Origin of the sequence: Streptococcus cristatus (genome assembly GCF_008369405.1) — a bacterium.
Classification (GTDB): domain Bacteria; phylum Bacillota; class Bacilli; order Lactobacillales; family Streptococcaceae; genus Streptococcus; species Streptococcus cristatus_G.
In genome coordinates, this window is sequence record NZ_VSJJ01000006.1 from 19,583 (window position 1) to 40,499 (window position 20,917).

The window sequence follows — 20,917 nt, forward strand, 5'->3', positions numbered from 1 at the left end:
TAAAATAATTAAAAAAGTAAAATCTTTTACGAATAATGAGATAGAAAGTAGAAAAGAGGTAAAGTATGGCAGATTTTAAATTTGAAATCGAGGAAAAATTGCTCGTTTTATCTGAAAATGAAAAAGGCTGGACCAAAGAGCTCAACCGCGTAAGTTTTAACGGTGCTCCAGCCAAGTACGATATCCGAACTTGGAGTCCTGATCACAGCAAGATGGGCAAGGGAATTACCCTTTCCAATGAAGAGTTTCAAGTTCTTTTGGATGCATTTAAAAATGGATAGACGCAAAGTCTATCCGTTTTTATTGTCTGAAAAATAGGAATGAAAAGCCAGACTCCTAAACATAGGAATGCTGATGAGAGTGATTGCGACAATTTTTAAAAGATCAGGAAGAATGAAAGGTGTGACACCAACAGCAATGGCCTTGGAAAATTCCATGTTAGCCAGAAAATGAAGTCCGATTACGCCACCGACAAAAACCAGTGCATCTCCGAGTAGGTTAGCCAAAAAGATCGTGTAAAACTTGCTATCCTTACTTGTCAAACTAGAAGTGACCAATGCAAAGAGCAGATAAGCCCAAAGATAGCCTGCGCTTGGCCCGAAGAGGGCTTGAAAACCACCGCTTCCTCCGGCAAAGACTGGCAGCCCAATAGCTCCCAGTAGCAGATAGAGCAGAACAGACAATACCGCTTCACGAGGCTTAAAAATAGTCGCAATCAAACCGACAGCAAAGGTCTGTAGCGTAATGGGAATGGTCCCAATGGAGAAACTAAGCTGGGAGAGCACAGCTAGGAAAGCAGCACCAATAGCTGGAAGGGCAAGAAGAAATGCTTTGTTTTTATTCATAATAGTAAACCTCTTTTTTGAATTATGGTAACTATTCTAAATCAAAATAAAAAAAAGTCAAGTCTTTTTACATCAGACTAGACAGTTGTTTGCTTATTTCCGCTTTTTGCGACTCCGAATGAGGAGGAAGATAAAGGCGATTAAGCCAAAAATATTAAAGAAAATAATTCCCAGAGCTGCTAATAATTTTTTCGTTTTGCTCATTTCCAAACCCCTTTCTCTTAGTATTTCTTCTTATCATATCAAAAATTCCTCTTCTTGAATAGCGGAAAGGGTAAAAGATAGCTGGCAAGTAAATACAGCAAGAAATAAGACGATCTTGAAAAAATACAATTTATAAGCTTATTTAGAACAATTGACCCAGCTGAATAAAAAAGAGGAAGATTCTTTACATAAATCTTCCTCAATTTTAGAAATAATTTAGAATTTCTTGAATGATAATTGAATCTTATGCTTTAAAATAAAGTAAGAAGTCAAGGAACAAAGCCATATAGTGTGACTAGCTCTATCAAATCGTATAAGACTTCTTTCTTACAAAAATGTAAGATAAAAATCAAAAATGAAAGGATAAGTTATGGTTGCCTTCTCTTCTTTATTTTATGATAATAATGAGCTTTAGAAAGGCTAAAGAAGAAACTTTTAGCGCATGGTGACAAATTCTTCGGAGCCAGTTGGGTGGATAGCAACAGTCGCGTCGAAATCGGCTTTGGTAGCTCCCATCTTAATAGCAACGGCGAAGCCTTGAATCATTTCATCTACGCCATATCCGATACCGTGTAGGCCAATGACTTTCTCATTGTCACCAGCAGTGATAAGCTTAAACTTGGCCTGCTGACGGTGCTGGGTGACAGCTGAGTACATAGAGGTAAAGCTAGAGGTGTAGACATGAACTTGCTCAGCACCATAATCTCGAATAGCTTCTTCCTCCGTCAGGCCCACTGTTCCAATTGCGGGATGGGAGAAGACCACAGTTGGAATAGTTGAGTAATCCATCTTAGCATCTGTCTTGCCATTAAAGAGGCGCTCAGACAGGGTACGACCAGCCTTGATTGCTACTGGAGTCAGCTCTTTTTCGCCCGTCACATCGCCTAAGGCATAGATGCCAGGTACGACAGTATTTTGGTATTCATCCACAGCGATGAAGCCGCGGTCATTTAGGGTAACCCCTGCAGCATCAAGATTGAGCCCTTGGACATTTGGCTTACGGCCAATAGCCCAGATGATATGCTCTGCTGTGTGGTAGCTCCCGTCTTGGAAGTGGATTCTCAGTTGGCCATCAGCCAGTTTTTCCACTCGTTCGGGTATCTTGTGAGCATGAAGACTAGGGCCAGATTTTTCCATCTCTGCCACCAATCCGTCAATCAGATAGCTGTCGAAATTGCGGAGGGGACGGTCGCGACGGACAAAGAGATCTGTCTTGACACCTAGAGTATGGAGGACACCAGCAAGTTCCACTGCGATATAGCCTGCTCCGACAACGGCAACAGACTTGGGAAGCTCTTCCCAAGCAAAGACATCGTCGGAAGTCTCGCCGTATTCGGCACCGGGAATCTGAGGAATGGCTGCATGAGCGCCTGTTGCGATAACGATATGTTTGGCGCGAATCAGCTCTCCATTGACTTCGACTGTATGCTTGTCAACGAAATGAGCGCGACCTTCGATCAGTTCAACACCGTTACGTTTGAAGCTACCATCATAGGATGAGCGAGCGCGGTCAATGTAGGCTTCCCGATTCTTTCGTAAGGTAGCAAAGTCAAAGTGCTGATTATCTGAAGTAAAGCCATAGTCTGGTCCATAGTGTTGGATGGCCTCGGCAATCTGAGCACCGTACCACATGATTTTTTTAGGGACACAACCGACATTGACACAGGTTCCCCCTAATTTCTTTTCTTCAATGACAGCTGCTTTAGCACCATGCTCACCAGCACGATTCATGGTAGCAATGCCCCCACTGCCCCCGCCAATTGCAATAATATCGAATTCTTTCATAGTTAGATAGAAGCTCCTTTAATCAATATGAGGTAATTGTACCTTTTTTAGAAAATGAATGCAAAAATCTGCTATATTTTAGAGATTGATTCATCGTTTATGAAGGAAATCCGACCGTTCAGGGATTTTACTTCTTTTCCTATCACAATATGATAGGTTATGATATAATGTAGTATAAAAGAAAAATGGTTTTCATCAAGAGGAGGAAAAAAGATGAAAAAGCTGAAAAAATGGCAGCTATTTAGTATTATCGGAGTTGCTGTTGTAGTTGTAGTAGGAGCAATTTCTGCAATGTTCTTAAGCAATATGAACTCTACAACAGAACCTACTGAAGTTGCACCAATTGTGCAACAAGCAAAAGAAGGCAGCATAGCCTCATCTGTCCTGTTGACGGGAACCGTAACTGCTAACTCAGAGCAGTATGTTTATTATGATGCTACCAAGGGAGACTTGGAATCTGTTCTAGTAAATGTTGGTGACCAAGTAACGGTAGGCCAAGCGCTTGTTCAATATAAGAGTGCAGAAGCACAAGCCAATTATGATGCAGCAGTTCGTGCTGTCAATAAGGCTGACCGTCAGATTTATGACTTACAGACCAATGGAGCGACAGTAGAAAAAACTGGCGATGAAGAAACGGATAATAAATCCCTTGCTTCTGCTCAACGGACTGTCGATTCTCAACTTGCTGATTTGCGTGATGCACGTTCAGACGCTGTGGACAATATGAACAAGGCTCAAGCTCTGTTAAATGCAGCGACTGTTACGAGCACTGTTGAGGGGACAGTAGTGGAAGTAAACCGCGATGTATCCAAATCAACAACAGGAACTAACCAAACCTTGGTGCACATTGTCAGCAACGGCAGCCTTCAAATCAAGGGAGAACTCTCTGAATACAATCTGGCTAATTTGTCAGTTGGACAAGAAGTAAACATTACTTCTAAAGTATATCCTGACAAAAAATGGACAGGTAAAATTAGCTATATTTCCAACTATCCTAAGGATGGGCAGCAGGCTTCATCAGCTAATACAGGTGGCGCGGCTTCGTCTGCAAAATATCCATTTACAATCGATATTACAAGTGAAATTGGTGATTTGAAGCAAGGTTTCTCTGTCAGCGTTGAAGTGAAAAACAATACAAAAGGGATTCTTGTACCAGCAAGCAGTATTATCTCAGACGGAGACAAGAACTACGTTTGGACTGTCGAAAAAGGTAAAGCAAAGAAAGTGGAAGTGACCTTAGGAAATGCTGATGCTGAAAATCAAGAAATCTCATCTGGTTTGACAAAAGATAGTAAAGTTATCACCAATCCAACAGATAGCTTGAAAGATGGTCAAGAGGTGAAAGCGGATGAAAAAACTCATTGATCTACGAAATATTAATAAAACCTATTGGAATGGTGATCAAGAACTTAAAGTTTTAAAAAATATCAATTTGACAGTTGAAGAGGGCGAATTTGTGGCTATCATGGGGCCGTCTGGTTCCGGGAAGTCCACCCTGATGAATATTATCGGGATGTTGGATCGTCCTTCTACTGGTGAGTATTTTTTAGGAAATGAAGATGTTGCAAACTTGGGTGATAAAAAATTAGCCAAGGTTCGAAATAATCAAATCGGCTTCGTTTTTCAGCAATTTTTCCTCTTATCTAAATTAAATGCCCTTCAAAATGTAGAACTACCGTTGATTTATGCGGGGGTGTCACAAGGAAGTCGAAAAAATTTAGCTAAGCAGTATTTAGAAAAAGTAGATTTGGGCACTCGTATGACTCACTTGCCGTCAGAGTTGTCTGGGGGACAGAAGCAACGTGTTGCCATCGCGCGTGCCTTGGTGAACAATCCTTCGATTATTCTTGCCGACGAGCCGACGGGAGCCCTCGATACCAAAACTGGGGAGCAAATTATGGAACTCTTGACGGAGTTGAACGCTGAAGGAAAAACGATTATCATGGTTACTCACGAACCTGAGATTGCTGCTTATGCTAAGCGTCAAATTGTCATTCGTGATGGAGTCATCTCTTCAGATAGTGCTGAGAAGGAGGAACGTGATTAATGCAAAATTTTAAATTTGCTATTAGTTCCATTCTTGGGCATAAGATGCGGGCTTTTCTGACCATGATTGGGATTATCATCGGGGTTGCGTCTGTTGTCGTCATCTTGGCACTGGGAAATGGAATGCAACAGGGAGTTACCAAGAGCATCACAAAAGAACAGAAGTATGTCAGCTTGCTTTATTCTCCTACTAAAAATAATTATACGATGGGAGTTAATTTGATGGAGGTCAATGGTGGTCAAGATGCAGATAGTGAGATACTAGAGGAACCACCTGTTGTCCAGGAGTCTTGGGTCAAGGAACTACTCAAAATTGACGGCGTCAAGGGCTATTATGTGACCAATGGTTCGACAGCTGACTTTTCTTATCAGAACAAGAAGTCTGATAAGGTCAACATTACGGGTGTGAATGCTACATTCTTTAAAATTAGAAAATATGAGATTTTAGCTGGACGGACTCTCCTGCCTAGTGACTATCAAAGTTTTTCTAATGTGATGATGATCGATGAAACAGTGGCAACCAGCCTGTTTGGAAGTAGTGCAGAAGCCCTGAATAAAGTAGTTTCAGTCGGTGACAGCAACTACCGAGTTGTTGGTATCTATAAGGATCCCAATGCTGGTCAGAGCATGAGTATGAGCTCAGGTAGCGCCTTGATGGCTAATACACAGGTGGCCTCTGAATTTCATACAGATGAAATTGCAACTGTCTATATCTATGTACCCGAAGTGGATCGCATCAATGAAGTTGGTGTAGAAGCGGCCAAAGAATTGACGGCTCTTTCAGGAGCTCGTCAAGGAGAATATCAAATCTTGAATATGGATACCTTGCTGGAGCAGTACAATCAAATCACAGGAACTATGACCGGTGTTATCGGAGCTATTGCAGGAATTTCCCTCTTTGTTGGTGGTATCGGTGTGATGAATATCATGCTAGTATCCGTTACAGAGCGGACACGGGAAATTGGTTTGCGAAAAGCTCTTGGAGCAACGCGTGGAAATATTCTCACACAGTTCTTGATTGAATCCATGGTATTGACCCTTATCGGTGGCCTGCTTGGTCTTAGCCTTGCCTATGGGATCAATGCTCTGCTAGCTGCAGTCGTGCCTGAAAACGTATTTGGAGGCCCACCAGTTGTCTCTGTCACTGCAGCAGTTGGAAGCCTTGTCTTCTCAGCCATGGTTGGGATTGTCTTTGGTATCTTGCCGGCTAATAAAGCCTCTAAATTAGATCCGATTGAAGCGCTGAGATATGAATAATGTTAGTAAAAGTCTGGGAGACCAGACTTTTTGTCATGTGAAAAATCCCGCTGGAATTCCAGCGGGATTTGCTTACTTAAAAATTCTATAAGATTTGGATTACTTCATAGTCGGGAAAAGCAATACATCGCGAATGGTAGTCACATCTGTCAGCAACATTACGAGACGGTCGATACCGATTCCGAGGCCTCCAGTTGGTGGCATACCGTATTCCAAGGCTTCAACGTAATCATAGTCGATGCCAGTTGCTTCGTCATCGCCAAGTTCTTTAGCTTTTGCTTGTGCTTCAAAACGTGATAATTGATCTATTGGATCGTTCAGCTCAGTGAAGGCGTTGGCATATTCTTTAGTCATGATAAAGAGCTCAAAGCGGTCTGTGAAGCGTGGGTCTTCTGGATTCTTCTTAGCAAGTGGAGAGACAGCTACCGGATGTCCATATACAAAGGTTGGCTGAATCAAGGTCTCTTCAACAAATTCTTCAAAGAAAGCATTGATGACATGGCCTACTTCGGTGAAGTGCTTTTCAAGCGGCACTTTCTTTTCCTTAGCCAAGGCAGCAGCTTCTTCAAAGCTCATATCTTGCCAGAAGTCTACGCCAGTGATTTCCTTGATGGCATCTACCATATGAACACGTTTAAATGGCTCGTTGATCTTGATCTCAGTACCTTGGTAGTTGACTGGTCCATCTCCTTTTACAGAAATGGCAGCATGTTGGATAATGCCTTCTGTCAAGTCCATGATATCTTGGAAGTCCGCATAGGCTTGGTAAACTTCGATGGATGTGAACTCAGGGTTGTGAGTGGCGTCCATACCTTCGTTACGGAAGATACGGCCAATTTCATAGACGCGTTCCATACCACCGACGATGAGACGTTTCAAGTGAAGCTCAGTCGCAATCCGTAGTACCATGTCAATGTTTTGGGCATTGTGGTGAGTAATGAATGGACGAGCAGCAGCACCGCCTGCCTCATTGTGGAGAACAGGTGTTTCAACTTCAAGGAATCCTTGTCCATCAAGATAGCGACGAATTTCTGAGATAATTTTTGAGCGAGTAACAAAGCGCTCAAAGCTTTCACGGTTGGAAATCAAATCCAAATAACGTTTGCGGTAGATGGTTTCCACATCAGTCAAACCGTGGAATTTCTCTGGCAGGGGACGCAGAGCTTTTGAAAGGTGAGTAATATGCGTTGCTTTGATAGAGAGTTCTCCCATATCTGTGCGCATCACATCACCTTCAATTCCCAAGAAGTCACCCAAGTCAGCCTTTTTGAAAATCTCATAGTTTTCTTCACCAACTTCGTCCTTACGAACGTAAATCTGGATTTGGCCTTCACGGTCTTGGATGTGGGCGAAGCCGACTTTCCCTTTTCCACGTTTAGTCATCAAACGACCAGCAATAGTTGCTTTTTCGTTTAATTCATGTAATTCTTCTTTGGATTTGTCGCTGTATTTTTCTTTGAGTTGAGCAGAATTCGCAGTACGCTCAAAACGTTTTCCGAAAGGATCAATTCCTTGCTCAGCCAGCGCAGCCATTTTTTCACGGCGAATAATCTGCTGGTCATTTAATTCTTCAATATGTTCAGTAGTCATTTTCTTCCTCCTAAGGCTTTCCCCACTATTTTATCACAAAATAAAAGGAAATTCAGCAATAATTATTGATAAAAATAGAAAAACTGCGATGTTTAAAGATTCGCAGTTTCATCTGTTAGCAAGTAATCTAAGTTGTTCCAAGCAAGTAACTTGAAAGAGTCAAAGTCGTCTGTTTCCAAAATGGTGACGCTAGCGTTGGCCAAACCTCCGTCCCTACGGAGCAAAGATGTTTCGTAACCGAGCAGGCGACGAATGCTGGCAGTTAGGTTGGCTCCATGCCCGACAATCAAGACATTTTGGAAGTCTTTCCCTTTGAGAGACTTGACGAAGGAAATTGTCCGTTGGGTAGTTTGATCAACGGATTCTGCTCCAAACAGTTGGTGATCAAACTGGGATAGATCGTGGCGGAAGGCCCACATCTGCTGAGGATAAGCAGCTTTAGCCCTAGCAATTTCCCTACCTTCTAGATGGCCAAGAGACCACTCTCTTAGTTCAGGAGTCGAAACAATGTCGGTTTGATGCTGGTTTTCACTTTGGATAATCTCTGCAGAATGGCAAGCGCGTGGCAAATCGCTAGAGTAGATTTTATCGAATTTAACGTTTGACAAATGTTTACCCAAGCGCTTGAGCTCGTCAATAGAGGTTTCAAGCAGTGGAGAATCTCCGCTTGCTCCTTGGAAACGCATTTCTAGATTCCATTCGGTTTTTCCATGTCGGATAAAATACAATTTCATATCAAGATCCTTTTTCCTTTTGAAGCGAATAGCCTAGTCCTCTTTCAAGTCTGCGAACTGTGCTTGAACAAAGTCAGCCAAGTCCTGAGCCTTGATCTGGATGCTACGGCCGACCTCACCAGCAGAAACAATGATGCTTTCGCGACTCAGAGCCGTTTGGTCAATGAAAATTGGGAAGGAGTGCTTTTGGCGAATTCCGACAGGATTATTGGCACCATGGATGTAACCAGTCGTTTTTTCTAAATCTTTTTGCGGAATCATGCTGACTTTTTTATTGCCTGAAATATTTGCTAATTTCTTTTCCGACAGATGTTCGGTGATGGGCAGGATGCCAATGACTGTTCCTGTTTTATCCCCGTTTAAAGCCAGTGTTTTATAAATTTGCGAGCGGTCAAATTCTTCAGTTAGGCTATCATCCAAAGCATTAATTTGCAAGCCTTGGTGCTCAATTTTTGCCTTGTTTAAAATTTGCTCAACCAGTGTTTTTTTGAGTTTTGTCTTTTTTGCCATTATTTATACTTCTCTTCTAATTGGGACATCCAAATTCCTAGCCAAATGCCTAGTCCAAAGAAAAAGGCAGCAAGAACGAGTGTGAAAATGGATACTCCTGCATAACTAATGCTCTCACTGTTGCCACTTTGAGGGAGAACAATGAGCAAGGTACTGGACAATACAATGCCAATGATAAAATGGTAAACGTGGGAATGATAATGCTTCAAAATGTAATCCATGGCTTTTGAAAAGAGAATCAGAGCCAGAGCGCCACCGATGCCGATAGGCAGAAAGGTGCCAAATAAATCCAGACGTTTAAATCCTGTCAGCATGGGAGTATAGAGCCCTAGAATCAATAGCAGATTTGAAGGGCTGAGTCCCGGAATCAAGATTCCTAAAGCGATGAGAGTACCCGCTAAAACAAAGGACAGGAAATTAGCTGGCAGTGTTCCTACCATTCCATTCAGCGAGTAAAGAAAGATCCCTGACAAGATGAAACTAAGCCAGAAGGTAACAGTGTCGGCTCGATCTCTGTCGGATTCTTTGACGGATTCTTTGATCAAGCTGGGAATGGTACCGATGATAGCTCCAGCAAAGCCCCAGAGAACGATAACCTTGTAATTATCCAGCAAGAGATTGACTGGATAGGAGAAGGCCGCAATCCCTAAAACCATCCCAATAGCTACAGGAGTGAAGTAGAGAACATTCTCAACAAAATTTTCTTTGATGTGGGCTAAGAAGCGAATCATCCGCTCATAAATCCCTAAAATAGCAGCCAATACACCGCCAGACACACCTGGCAAGATGAAGCCAAGCGCGATAATCATTCCTTTTAAGACCCTAGCAATCCATGAAATCATAATATCTCCCTACAAGTTTTTTCATTAGACTATTGTACCATAAAGCTACATACTTTTCTGAAAAAAGCAAGAAAAATATCTTGTACAGAGAAAAAAAGATACAAGATTTCCTAACAGTTATCTTGCATCCTTTTTATTTTGGTGTTGAAAATAATTTCTTGTAAGTCTCTTTTTTATCCTGTACAGGAGAGAGCTGATTGAGGTCTAAGTTATGTGGGAAACCTTCCAATTTACCTTCTGATGTGTATTGATGTAGGTCATAGGGCTGTTCAGTATTTGGAGCAGCGTTATAGTAGCCGTCATTATAGCCATAAGTCGGAATCCAAACGGCAGTAAATTTCTCAGTTGAGATACTATGCTCTTCCATGAAATAGGTACCAATGTAGATACCAATATTTTGAGCTCCAAGACTTTCAAGCTTGGCACGAAAGGCCTCGATTCCTGCGTTCATGTCGCCCATGGTCTTTTCTTCAACATCAAGCCAGTAAAAGGTAGGTTTATATTTCGAAGATGCCTTGTAGAAGCTTTCAGCTTCTTTTTCCATTTCTTTGATATTGCCTGCTGCTATATAAGCATAGACAGCTACAGGAATCCCCCGTTTTTGAAACTCTTGGATATGGGTGGCAAATGATTTGTCAAGTCCATTTAAATGAGTGGCAACATTTTCTTTTTTTGCTTGAGCTCCACTATGCACGCGAATGATAGCACCAGAAATATTTGTTGATAAGGTATCATAGTCTATTTCGCTGGGCAATTGCCAACCAGAAAGGTCAACAATAGGTTTAGCAAGCAATTCTTCCTCAGGTTCGACCGTAGGAACCGTCTCCTTTTTCTTCTTAGTTGTTACCTGACTGACTTGGGTCTTTTTTGTCTGGTCTTGTCGATTTTGCAGATCAAGCTGGTGTTTACTTATGACAATATATAGAATAAAGCAAGCAAAAAACAGCAAGAGTGCAAGCGGTTTAATCCTTTTTCTCATACTGTTTCATTGTAACGTAAAATAAATAGAAAAGCAAAGCATTTAGCCATAATTCCATCTAAATATGAAAATGTAATCTGATTGCAATACAAGACAAATCATTTTGAAATAATAGAATTTTTGAGGCGATAAATGAGCAAAAATCTTTTGAAGCTATCCTAATGCTTTTTTTTCGAGTCAAAAGGTGATATAATGAAGGATGAATTTTTAGAAATTAAATGGTGAAATATGAAAATTGACAAAAAGCATTTATTGAATTACTCAATTTTGATTCCGTACATGCTGTTATCTGGCATTGGCTTGATTGTCGTTTATTCCACGACGAGCCCCATTCTTATTCAAAATGGGCTCAATAGTTTTCGAATGGTCGCCACTCAAGCAGGTTTTTGGCTCTTCAGCTTGGTGATGATTGGGATTATTTACCGAATGAAGCTGGATTTTCTGAAGAGGCCAGGAGTGATTACGTTTGTTATCATAGCTGAAATTATTCTACTTTTACTCTCACGCTTTATCACAGGAACGATCAATGGGGCACACGGTTGGCTCAAAATCGGCCCGGTTACTGCTCAGCCGGCAGAATACCTGAAGATTATTTTGGTCTGGTATTTGGCTCTACAGTTTTCTAAGAAACAAGAGCAAATAGAAGTATATGATTATCAAGCAATCACCTTTAATCAGTTGCTTCCGCGTGCCGTTACGGATTGGCGGGTTATTGTTGCTTTCTTGATTGGTCTTGTGGTTATCATGCCCGACTTAGGAAATGCGACAATCTTGTTCTTGACAGTTTTGATTGTAATTTCCACCAGCGGAGTTGCTTACAGATGGTTCTCGACCATGCTTGGCGCTGTTGTAGGAGGGTCGGCAGCAGTTTTAGCGAGTATTTGGTTGATAGGTGTCAAGCGTGTTGAGCAAGTTCCTGTTTTTGGATATGTTGCAAAGCGTTTTAGTGCTTTTTTCAACCCTTTCGACGATTTGTCTGGCTCAGGTCATCAGTTGGCCAATTCTTACTATGCGATGAGTAATGGTGGTTGGTTTGGCTTAGGCTTAGGAAACTCCATTGAAAAACGAGGTTACCTACCAGAGGCTCATACAGACTTTGTTTTCTCAATTGTTATTGAGGAAGTTGGATTCTTTGGAGCTACTTTAATTTTAGCCCTGCTCTTTTTCTTGATTTTACGAATTATTCTCGTAGGTACAAGGGCTAAAGATCCATTTAATTCTATGATGGCTTTGGGAATTGGCGGTATGATTCTGATGCAAACCTTTGTCAATATTGGTGGTATTTCGGGCTTGATTCCTTCAACCGGTGTAACCTTCCCATTCTTATCTCAGGGGGGAAACAGTTTATTGGTTCTATCAGTTGCCATTGCCTTTGTTTTAAATATTGATGCCAATGAGCGACGAAATGCCATGTATCAGGAACTGGAAGTAAGTCAATCCTAAAAGATCTTCTTGTATGTTAGCTCTTCAACACTTGTATGTTAGCTCTTCAACAATAGAAAGGTGTAAATAATGTCATTTACAAAATTAGAAAATTATAGCAATAAAGAAATGATTCGAGAAGAAGTTTCTATTTTAACGGACTTGTTGGTAGATATTACCCGGGATATTCTCAGTCCTGACACTTTTGCTAAAATCTCCATGATTGAAGAACTAGCAGTTCAATCTAAATACCAAGAGCTGAAAGCAGTAGTAGAAGAATTATCCACGGATGATATGGTCTATATCTCACGCTATTTTGCTATTTTACCTCTGCTCATCAATATCTCAGAAGATGTCGATTTGGCTTATGAGATCAATCATCAAAATAATATCGACCAAGACTACCTTGGTAAGCTTTCGACGACGATTGATTTGGTTTCAACACGAGAAAATGCACAAGAAATCCTGGAAAATCTAAATGTTGTTCCTGTTTTGACTGCTCATCCGACTCAGGTTCAGCGCAAGACCATGTTGGATTTGACAAATCATATCCACACACTGTTGCGTCAGCATCGTGATGTTAAAGCTGGTCTGGTGAACGAGAAGAAATGGTTAGCCAATCTCCGTCGCTATATCGAGCTGATGATGCAGACCGACATGATTCGGGAAAAGAAACTTAAGGTTACCAATGAAATTACTAACGTTATGGAATACTATAACAGTTCTTTTCTGCAAGCAATCACGAACCTGATGCTAGAGTATAAACGCTTAGCAAAAGAAAAAGGAATCCATTTGGAAAATTCTAAGCCCATCACCATGGGAATGTGGATTGGTGGTGACCGCGATGGAAATCCATTTGTAACCGCTGAAACTCTGAAATTGTCTGCAACGGTACAGAGCGAAGTTATTCTGAATTACTACATTGACAAGGTTTATACACTCTATCGTAACTTCTCCCTGTCTACTAATCTTTCAAAGACAAGTGAAGCGGTAGCGAAGATGGCAGCTTTGTCAAGCGACAAGTCTGTTTATCGGGAAAATGAGCCTTATCGCCGTGCCTTTCATTATATTCAGTCCAAGTTGATTCAGACCTTACTTTATCTGAAAGAAGGTAATTTCTCCGGTGAAGGGCACCGTTTAGCTGATAAAGCTGAAGCAGTCCTGCATGCAAATTCAGCCACTTCGGTCAGCCATAATGGTAGAGAGATCATTCCAAATTATATCCAGTCTAAACTTAGTGGTAGTTTGGATGAATTACGAAAAGAACAACTTCCATCTTATAAAGATGCGCAAGAGTTTAAGGAAGATCTTCTTGTTATTCGTGATTCTTTGTTAGAACACAATGGACAAGCTTTGGTGACTGGAGAACTTACTGAATTGCTACAAGCAGTTGACATTTTTGGTTTCTTCTTGGCCAGCATTGACATGCGTCAGGATTCCAGTGTCCATGAGGCTTGTGTGGCGGAGCTCTTGGCTTCTGCTAATATTGTGAAAGATTATAGTAGCTTGTCAGAGGAAGAAAAATGCCAGGTTCTCCTTAAGCAACTTTTGGAGGATCCACGGATTCTGTCAGCCACTCATGCACCTAAATCTGAACTTCTACAAAAAGAATTGGAAATTTTCAAGACGGCTCGTCAGCTTAAGGATGCGATTGGCGAAGATGTTATCAAGCAAAATATTATTTCCCATTCAACTAGTGTATCAGATCTTCTAGAGCTGGCGATTATGCTCAAGGAAGTCGGCTTGATCGATGAGGAAGGTGCGCGTGTGCAGATTGTTCCTCTGTTTGAAACGATTGAGGACTTGGATAATTCTTGCGATACTATGGAGAAATATCTGTCTCTGCCAATTGCTCAAAAATGGATTGCTTCTAAAAACAACTACCAAGAAATCATGCTGGGCTACTCAGACAGTAACAAGGACGGTGGCTATTTATCATCATGTTGGACACTTTACAAGGCTCAACAACAACTGACAGCTATCGGTGATAAGTTTGGCGTCAAGATTACCTTCTTCCATGGTCGTGGAGGAACTATCGGTCGTGGCGGTGGGCCAACATATGAGGCAATCACTTCACAACCATTGCGGAGTATCAATGATCGTATTCGCCTGACAGAGCAGGGTGAGGTCATCGGAAATAAATACGGTAATAAGGACGCTGCTTACTATAATCTGGAAATGCTCGTATCTGCGGCTATTAACCGCATGATAAGCTCTAAGAAGAGTGACAGTAATACGACCAATGAATATGAAAGAGTAATGGATCGAGTGGTCGATCGAAGCTACCAAATCTATCGCGACCTAGTCTTTGGCGACGAACGTTTCTATGACTATTTCTTTGAGTCTAGTCCTATTAAGGCCATTTCTAGCTTTAATATCGGTTCTCGTCCAGCGGCCCGTAAAACGATAACTGAAATCGGTGGCCTGAGAGCCATTCCTTGGGTCTTCTCATGGTCTCAAAGTCGGGTTATGTTCCCTGGTTGGTATGGCGTTGGCTCTAGCTTCAAAGAATTTATCAATGAAGATCCTGAAAAGAATCTGGCCTTCCTTCAATTTATGTATCAGAGATGGCCATTCTTCCAGTCCCTCCTATCAAATGTCGATATGGTGCTATCCAAATCCAATATGAATATTGCCTTTGAATATGCGCAACTTTGTGAAGACCAAAATGTACGCGATATTTTCAATACAATCCTAGACGAATGGCAGCTAACGAAGGATGTTATCTTAGCGATTGAAGGCCATGACGAGCTCTTAGCAGAAAATGCCTATCTCAAGGATAGTTTGAACTATCGGATGCCTTATTTCAATGTTTTGAATTATATCCAGCTTGAGCTGATCAAGCGTCAGCGCCGAGGAGAACTTTCACCAGAACAAGAACGTTTGATCCACATTACCATCAATGGAATTGCGACAGGGCTACGAAATTCTGGTTGATGCACAGGCAGCTTTAAATGATATCAATAAAAATCGGCTTTTGAGCCGATTTTTTTTTGAGTTTAAACTAGTTTGAATCCATAACTCATTTCCTGCGATTCGTGTAAATAAAAAATGAAAAAGTTTTCATATCTGTGCGCTAAAATACTTGAAAGTGTTTACAATTAGTGATACAATGATAAGTGTAGAAAAATGAAAACGATATTTTCAACAAAAGAAAGGAAACTATATGAACACAGACGACACAGTAACCATTTATGATGTCGCCCGTGAAGCGGGAGTTTCAATGGCGACAGTCAGCCGAGTTGTAAATGGTAACAAGAATGTAAAAGAAAATACACGAAAAAAAGTACTAGAAGTAATTGAACGTCTTGACTATCGTCCTAATGCAGTTGCCCGTGGTTTGGCCAGCAAAAAGACGACCACTGTTGGTGTTGTAATTCCTAATATCACGAATAGTTACTTCTCTACTTTAGCCAAAGGGATTGATGATATTGCCGAAATGTATAAGTACAATATCGTCCTGGCAAACAGCGATGAAGATGATGACAAGGAAGTTTCGGTTGTTAATACCCTTTTCTCTAAGCAAGTAGATGGCATTATTTTTATGGGCTACCATCTGACAGAGAAAATTCGTTCAGAGTTTTCACGTTCACGGACACCAGTGGTTCTAGCGGGCACGGTGGATGTAGAGCATCAGTTACCAAGTGTCAATATTGATTATAAACAGGCAACAGTTGATGCTGTGGAACTATTGGCTAAGCGCAACAAGAAAATTGCTTTTGTCAGCGGTCCTTTGGTAGATGATATCAATGGTAAAATCCGCTTGTCTGGCTACAAAGAAGCCCTGAAGGGAAAGAAAATTTCATATAGCGAAGGCTTGGTCTTCGAGTCTAAGTATAGCTACGATGATGGTTATCACCTAGCTGAACGTTTGATTGCTTCAAAGGCTACGGCGGCCTTTGTGACCGGAGATGAGTTGGCAGCAGGTTTGCTTAATGGTTTGGCTGATCGAGGTGTTCGTATTCCTGAAGACTTTGAAATCATTACTAGCGATGATTCGCAAATTGCTCGCTTTACTCGCCCTAATCTGTCTACTATCGGACAACCTCTGTATGACATCGGTGCGATTAGTATGCGGATGCTGACAAAGATTATGCATAAAGAAGAGTTGGAAGAGCGCGAAGTTCTCCTAGCTCATACGATCAATGAACGTAAATCAACTCGTAAATAATAAATTGATACGGGATGGGACAGAATTAAATTTTAAAAGAATTTAGTTCTGTCTCGTTTTTTATTTTAGTTAAACACAGTCGCCGAATATAAAAGACTCTGAGTTTCTTCTTTACAGAAATTTAGGTATAATAGAAGCAGGAATGCTGAAATGAGTTCTTGTTCTACTTACTTGACTGACGAAGGTTAAGAAGAAATAGGCTAGTTAGAGCTTGGGATAGATTTTCAGTAAAACGAAAAAAATAAAGAAGTGGAAACGCATTTTTTCTGCCTTCTTTTTACTAGTAGGCATCATTTATCGTAGCTGTATCAAGGAGAATTTTGTGATTACGCAACTAGATACCAAGACTGTTTATAGTTTTATGGATAGTTTAGTCTCTATCAAAAAATATGTTCAAGGGGCCAAGGACTTGGGTTACAAAAGTCTAGGCATGATGGATGTGGACAATCTTTATGGGGCTTATCATTTTCTAGAGGAGGCAAAAGCGGCAGGACTTCAGCCCTTGCTAGGTCTAGAAATGGAAATTTATAAAGATGGAAATCCTCTCAATCTGAGATTGCTAGCCTTAGATAGTCAGGGCTATCGCAATTTGATGAAGATTTCGACTCTAAAAATGATGAATCGTCAAAATTGGGAAGACTTTCAACATCTTTTTAAAGGGCTGTCTCTGATTGTACCAATCTTTGAGGGCGTGGATCAACTAGATCTTGGCTTGGACTTTTATGTTGGAGTCTTTCCAGATACGCCAAGGCAGGAATTGACTAGACCAGTCCTGCCCTTGCATACGGTTCGCTACTTTGAGCAAGGAGATTTAGAAACCTTGCAAATGCTGAGGGCGATTCGGGATAATATCAGCTTGCGAGAGGTCGGTCATCTGTCAAGCCATGAATTTTTATTAGCGCCAGCCTCTTTAGAAGAAGCCTTTGCTGAAAACTTTCCAGAGAGTTTGGCTAACTTAGAGAAATTGGTAGCTGGTGTTCACTATGAAATCAACACTGACTTGAAGCTTCCGCGCTTTAATCCTGAGCGACCTGCTGTAGAAGAGCTGAGAGAATTGGCTGAGGCGGGATTAGCCAAGCGGGGACTTGCGGGTGAAGTCTATCAAGCAAGGCTGGATCAGGAGCTGGATGTCATTCATCAGATGGGCTTTGATGATTATTTCCTTATTGTCTGGGATTTGCTGCGCTTTGGCCGCAGTCAAGGATATTACATGGGTATGGGACGTGGCTCTGCAGTTGGCAGTCTGGTGGCCTATGCTTTGGAGATTACAGGCATTGACCCAGTAGAAAAGAACCTGCTTTTTGAACGTTTCCTAAATCTAGAGCGCTATACCATGCCCGATATTGATATTGATATTCCCGATGTGTATCGGCCGGAGTTTATCCGCTATGTCCGAGATCGTTATGGTAGCATGCATGCAGCCCAGATTGTGACCTACTCAACCTTTGGGGCTAAGCAGGCTATCCGAGATGTTTTTAAGCGCTTTGGTTTGCCAGAGTACGAGCTGACCAATATTACCAAAAAAATCGGCTTTCGAGACAACTTAACCACTGCTTATGAGCGAAATATAGCTTTTCGTCAGATTATCAATAGCAAGCCAGAATATCAGAAGGCCTTTGAAATTGCCAAAAAAATAGAAGGAAATCCACGCCAGACCTCAATCCATGCTGCTGGTGTCGTCATGAGTGACGATGATTTGACCAATCAAATTCCCTTGAAATACGGGGAGGACATGTATCTCACCCAGTACGATGCCCACGGTGTCGAAAGCAATGGACTGCTTAAGATGGACTTTTTAGGCTTGCGCAATTTAACCTTTGTCCAGCGGATGAAAGAAGCGGCTCTAGACAAATACGGAGTTGATATTGATATTGCTCGCATTGACTTGGAGGACGAGGAAACTCTACGCCTCTTTGCAGCAGGCAATACCAAGGGTATTTTCCAGTTTGAACAAGCAGGTGCTATCAGTCTTTTGAAAAGAGTCCAACCCGTCCAGTTTGAAGAAGTAGTAGCTACCACCTCTCTCAATCGTCCCGGTGCTAGTGACTATATTGATAATTTTGTCAAGCGCAAGCATGGGCGAGAGCGCGTGGAGATGATTGATCCGAGCTTGGAGGATATCTTGGCTCCAACCTATGGCATCATGCTTTACCAAGAGCAGGTCATGCAGGTCGCCCAGCGTTTTGGTGGTTTTAGTCTAGGGAAGGCCGATATTTTACGGCGGGCGATGGGCAAGAAAAATGCTGCTGAAATGCATAAAATGGAGGAAGAATTTGTCAGGGGAGCTGTCAAATTGGGGCACTCAGAGACCAAGGCTGAGGAAGTCTTTGCGGTCATGGAGAAATTTGCCGGTTATGGCTTCAACCGTAGCCATGCCTATGCTTACTCAGCCCTAGCTTTTCAGTTGGCCTATTTCAAGGCTCATTATCCAGACATCTTCTTTGATGTCATGCTCAATTACTCGAGCTCGGACTATATCACGGATGCACTTGGATTTGGCTTCGAACTGGCCTCTTTGACCATCCACAACATTCCCTATAAAGATAAGTTTCAGGAGCGGAAAATCTATCTTGGCCTGAAAAATATCAAGGGCTTGCCAAGGGATTTTGCATTCTGGATCATAGAAGAGCGTCAAAAGAATCCCTTCAGCAGTGTGGAAGATTTTATCTTACGCCTGCCGCAGAGTTATCATAAGTTGCCACTTTTAAGCCCATTGGTGCAATTGGGACTCTTTGATGTTTTTGAGCCCAATCGGCAGAAGATTTTACTTAATCTACCGAATCTTTTTGTCTTTGCGGATGAGCTGGGAAGTTTATTTGCTGATACTAGCTATTCATGGACGGATGCTGAGGATTTTACTGTTGCAGAAAAATTTGAGCAGGAGCAAGCCTTGATCGGAATTGGGCTTAGTGACCATCCGCTCATTAGCCTAGCCAAGAAAACCCATCATCCTTTTGTCTGGATTGAAGAGTTGGCGGAAAATAGCAAGGCGACCATTCTAGTAGAAGTCCAGTCTATCAAGGTTATTCGCACAAAAAATGGTGAAAACATGGCCTTTATGCAAGTGACAGATACCAAGAAAAAGTTGGATGTCACTATATTTCCAGAGGTTTACCGCCGCTTTGCTCAACTAATCCAAGAAAAAGGTTATTACTATCTGACTGGAAAAATTCAGGAGAGGGATGGTCGACTACAGATGGTTCTAGCAGAGGTGGAAAAAGCAAGCTCGGAACGCTTTTGGATCCAATTAGCTGATACTAGTCACGACAGGCAGATTGCGGAGATCCTGCAGCGATACCCAGGGGATATTCCCGTGGTGCTACGCTACGAGAATGAGAAGAAAACGGTTCCTGCATCAGGCTTTCAAGTTCAAAAATCAGACCAACTTCAAGCTGAACTAGAAAATTACAGCATGAAAACGGTTTTTCGGTAAAAAATCAGGAAAATAAGAGAATTTTTATTCTGATTGTGGTATAATCTATAAGAATGTTAAAAAGATAAAGGAGCACATTACGAAATGAAACGTATTGCTGTTTTGACCAGTGGTGGAGATGCCCCTGGTATGAATGCTGCTATTCGTGCAGTCGTTCGTAAAGCAATTTCCGAGGGAATGGAAGTTTATGGGATTTATGGCGGCTACGCTGGAATGGTTGCTGGTGATATTTATCCACTTGATGCGACTTCAGTTGGAGACATTATTTCTCGTGGAGGAACTTTCCTTCATTCAGCACGCTACCCTGAGTTTGCAAAACTTGAAGGGCAATTAAAGGGAATCGAACAGCTGAAGAAACACGGTATTGAAGGTGTAGTTGTTATCGGTGGAGACGGTTCTTACCATGGAGCGATGCGCTTAACAGAGCATGGCTTCCCAGCTGTTGGTGTACCTGGAACTATTGACAATGACATTGTCGGAACAGATTTCACTATTGGTTTTGATACTGCTGTGACTACAGCTATGGATGCGATTGACAAGATTCGTGATACCTCATCTAGTCACCGTCGTACTTTCGTTGTTGAAGTAATGGGACGTAACGCTGGAGATATCGCACTTTGGGCAGGTATTGCTACAGGTGCAGATGAAATTATCATTCCTGAAGAAGGCTTCAAGATTGAAGATATCGTTGCCAGCATCAAACGTGGCTATGAAAAAGGTAAGAAGCATAATATCATTGTTCTTGCTGAAGGAGTTATGTCAGCAGATGAGTTTGGTAAAAAGCTGAAAGAAGCTGGTGATACTAGCGATCTCCGTGTGACTGAACTTGGTCACATCCAACGTGGTGGTTCACCAACTGCTCGCGACCGTGTATTGGCTTCTCGTATGGGAGCGCATGCCGTTAAACTACTTAAAGAAGGTATCGGTGGTGTTGCCGTAGGTATCCGTAATGAAAAAATGGTGGAAAGCCCAATCTTGGGAACTGCTGAAGAAGGCGCACTCTTTAGCCTGACTGCAGATGGCAAAATCGTTGTCAACAATCCACACAAAGCTGATATCGGCTTAGCAGAGCTCAATCGCAGCATTAATATTTAATTGG

At 41.8% G+C, this 20,917-nt stretch carries 16 protein-coding genes; 9 read left to right on the forward strand and 7 right to left on the reverse strand.

Features of this window, described 5'->3' with window-relative positions:
* Positions 1 to 65 precede the first annotated feature (65 nt).
* Positions 66 to 281 (forward strand): YdbC family protein, encoded by a 216-nt coding sequence (locus FXF62_RS06335; protein WP_005590703.1) that lies wholly within the window; start codon positions 66 to 68, stop codon positions 279 to 281.
* Between the two features lie 9 nt (positions 282 to 290).
* On the opposite strand, the gene FXF62_RS06340 is transcribed toward FXF62_RS06335, so the two are convergent.
* On the reverse strand, positions 291 to 845 hold the full coding sequence (locus FXF62_RS06340; protein ID WP_149518103.1) for a biotin transporter BioY: 555 nt from the start codon (positions 843 to 845) through the stop codon (positions 291 to 293).
* Between the two features lie 639 nt (positions 846 to 1,484).
* Positions 1,485 to 2,834, reverse strand: a complete 1,350-nt coding sequence (gene gorA / locus FXF62_RS06345) for a glutathione-disulfide reductase (protein WP_149518104.1) — start codon at positions 2,832 to 2,834, stop codon at positions 1,485 to 1,487.
* A 213-nt stretch (positions 2,835 to 3,047) separates the two neighbouring features.
* Between gorA and FXF62_RS06350 the strand changes: the two genes are divergently transcribed.
* Genes FXF62_RS06350 through FXF62_RS06360 form a run of 3 tightly spaced genes read left to right on the forward strand, consistent with a single transcriptional unit; the run spans position 3,048 to position 6,137 of the window.
* Positions 3,048 to 4,199: an efflux RND transporter periplasmic adaptor subunit gene (locus tag FXF62_RS06350; RefSeq protein ID WP_149518105.1), complete on the forward strand. Its 1,152-nt coding sequence runs from the start codon at positions 3,048 to 3,050 to the stop codon at positions 4,197 to 4,199.
* Positions 4,183 to 4,881, forward strand: a complete 699-nt coding sequence (locus FXF62_RS06355) for an ABC transporter ATP-binding protein (protein ID WP_149518106.1) — start codon at positions 4,183 to 4,185, stop codon at positions 4,879 to 4,881. The genes FXF62_RS06350 and FXF62_RS06355 overlap by 17 nt, the downstream gene beginning before the upstream one ends.
* Positions 4,881 to 6,137, forward strand: coding sequence for an ABC transporter permease (locus FXF62_RS06360; protein ID WP_149518107.1), 1,257 nt, complete (start codon positions 4,881 to 4,883; stop codon positions 6,135 to 6,137). Before FXF62_RS06355 ends, FXF62_RS06360 begins: the two co-directional genes overlap by 1 nt.
* 99 nt (positions 6,138 to 6,236) lie before the next feature.
* On the opposite strand, the gene lysS is transcribed toward FXF62_RS06360, so the two are convergent.
* The 5 genes from lysS to FXF62_RS06385 form a co-directional block, all read right to left on the reverse strand.
* Positions 6,237 to 7,727, reverse strand: a complete 1,491-nt coding sequence (gene lysS / locus FXF62_RS06365; RefSeq protein ID WP_149518108.1) for a lysine--tRNA ligase — start codon at positions 7,725 to 7,727, stop codon at positions 6,237 to 6,239.
* A 92-nt stretch (positions 7,728 to 7,819) separates the two neighbouring features.
* Positions 7,820 to 8,461 (reverse strand): histidine phosphatase family protein, encoded by a 642-nt coding sequence (locus FXF62_RS06370; RefSeq protein WP_149518109.1) that lies wholly within the window; start codon positions 8,459 to 8,461, stop codon positions 7,820 to 7,822.
* Positions 8,462 to 8,494: 33 nt separating this feature from the next.
* Positions 8,495 to 8,971, reverse strand: a complete 477-nt coding sequence (locus tag FXF62_RS06375) for an aminoacyl-tRNA deacylase (protein WP_149518110.1) — start codon at positions 8,969 to 8,971, stop codon at positions 8,495 to 8,497.
* Entirely contained in the window at positions 8,971 to 9,813 is an 843-nt protein-coding gene (locus tag FXF62_RS06380) for a DUF368 domain-containing protein (protein WP_149518111.1), read from the reverse strand. Before FXF62_RS06380 ends, FXF62_RS06375 begins: the two co-directional genes overlap by 1 nt.
* 133 nt (positions 9,814 to 9,946) lie before the next feature.
* Positions 9,947 to 10,792, reverse strand: coding sequence for a glycoside hydrolase family 25 protein (locus FXF62_RS06385; RefSeq protein WP_149518112.1), 846 nt, complete (start codon positions 10,790 to 10,792; stop codon positions 9,947 to 9,949).
* Between the two features lie 228 nt (positions 10,793 to 11,020).
* Here FXF62_RS06385 and ftsW point away from each other — a divergent pair, with 228 nt between their 5' ends.
* From ftsW to pfkA, 5 genes are all read left to right on the forward strand, one after another.
* Entirely contained in the window at positions 11,021 to 12,235 is a 1,215-nt protein-coding gene (gene ftsW / locus FXF62_RS06390; RefSeq protein ID WP_149518113.1) for a cell division peptidoglycan polymerase FtsW, read from the forward strand.
* A 69-nt stretch (positions 12,236 to 12,304) separates the two neighbouring features.
* Positions 12,305 to 15,151, forward strand: coding sequence for a phosphoenolpyruvate carboxylase (gene ppc / locus FXF62_RS06395; RefSeq protein WP_149518114.1), 2,847 nt, complete (start codon positions 12,305 to 12,307; stop codon positions 15,149 to 15,151).
* A 229-nt stretch (positions 15,152 to 15,380) separates the two neighbouring features.
* On the forward strand, positions 15,381 to 16,385 hold the full coding sequence (gene ccpA / locus FXF62_RS06400) for a catabolite control protein A (protein WP_005590686.1): 1,005 nt from the start codon (positions 15,381 to 15,383) through the stop codon (positions 16,383 to 16,385).
* Between the two features lie 322 nt (positions 16,386 to 16,707).
* Positions 16,708 to 19,818: a DNA polymerase III subunit alpha gene (locus tag FXF62_RS06405; protein WP_149518115.1), complete on the forward strand. Its 3,111-nt coding sequence runs from the start codon at positions 16,708 to 16,710 to the stop codon at positions 19,816 to 19,818.
* 84 nt (positions 19,819 to 19,902) lie between these two features.
* Positions 19,903 to 20,913, forward strand: a complete 1,011-nt coding sequence (gene pfkA, locus FXF62_RS06410; RefSeq protein WP_005590682.1) for a 6-phosphofructokinase — start codon at positions 19,903 to 19,905, stop codon at positions 20,911 to 20,913.
* Positions 20,914 to 20,917: the final 4 nt, after the last annotated feature.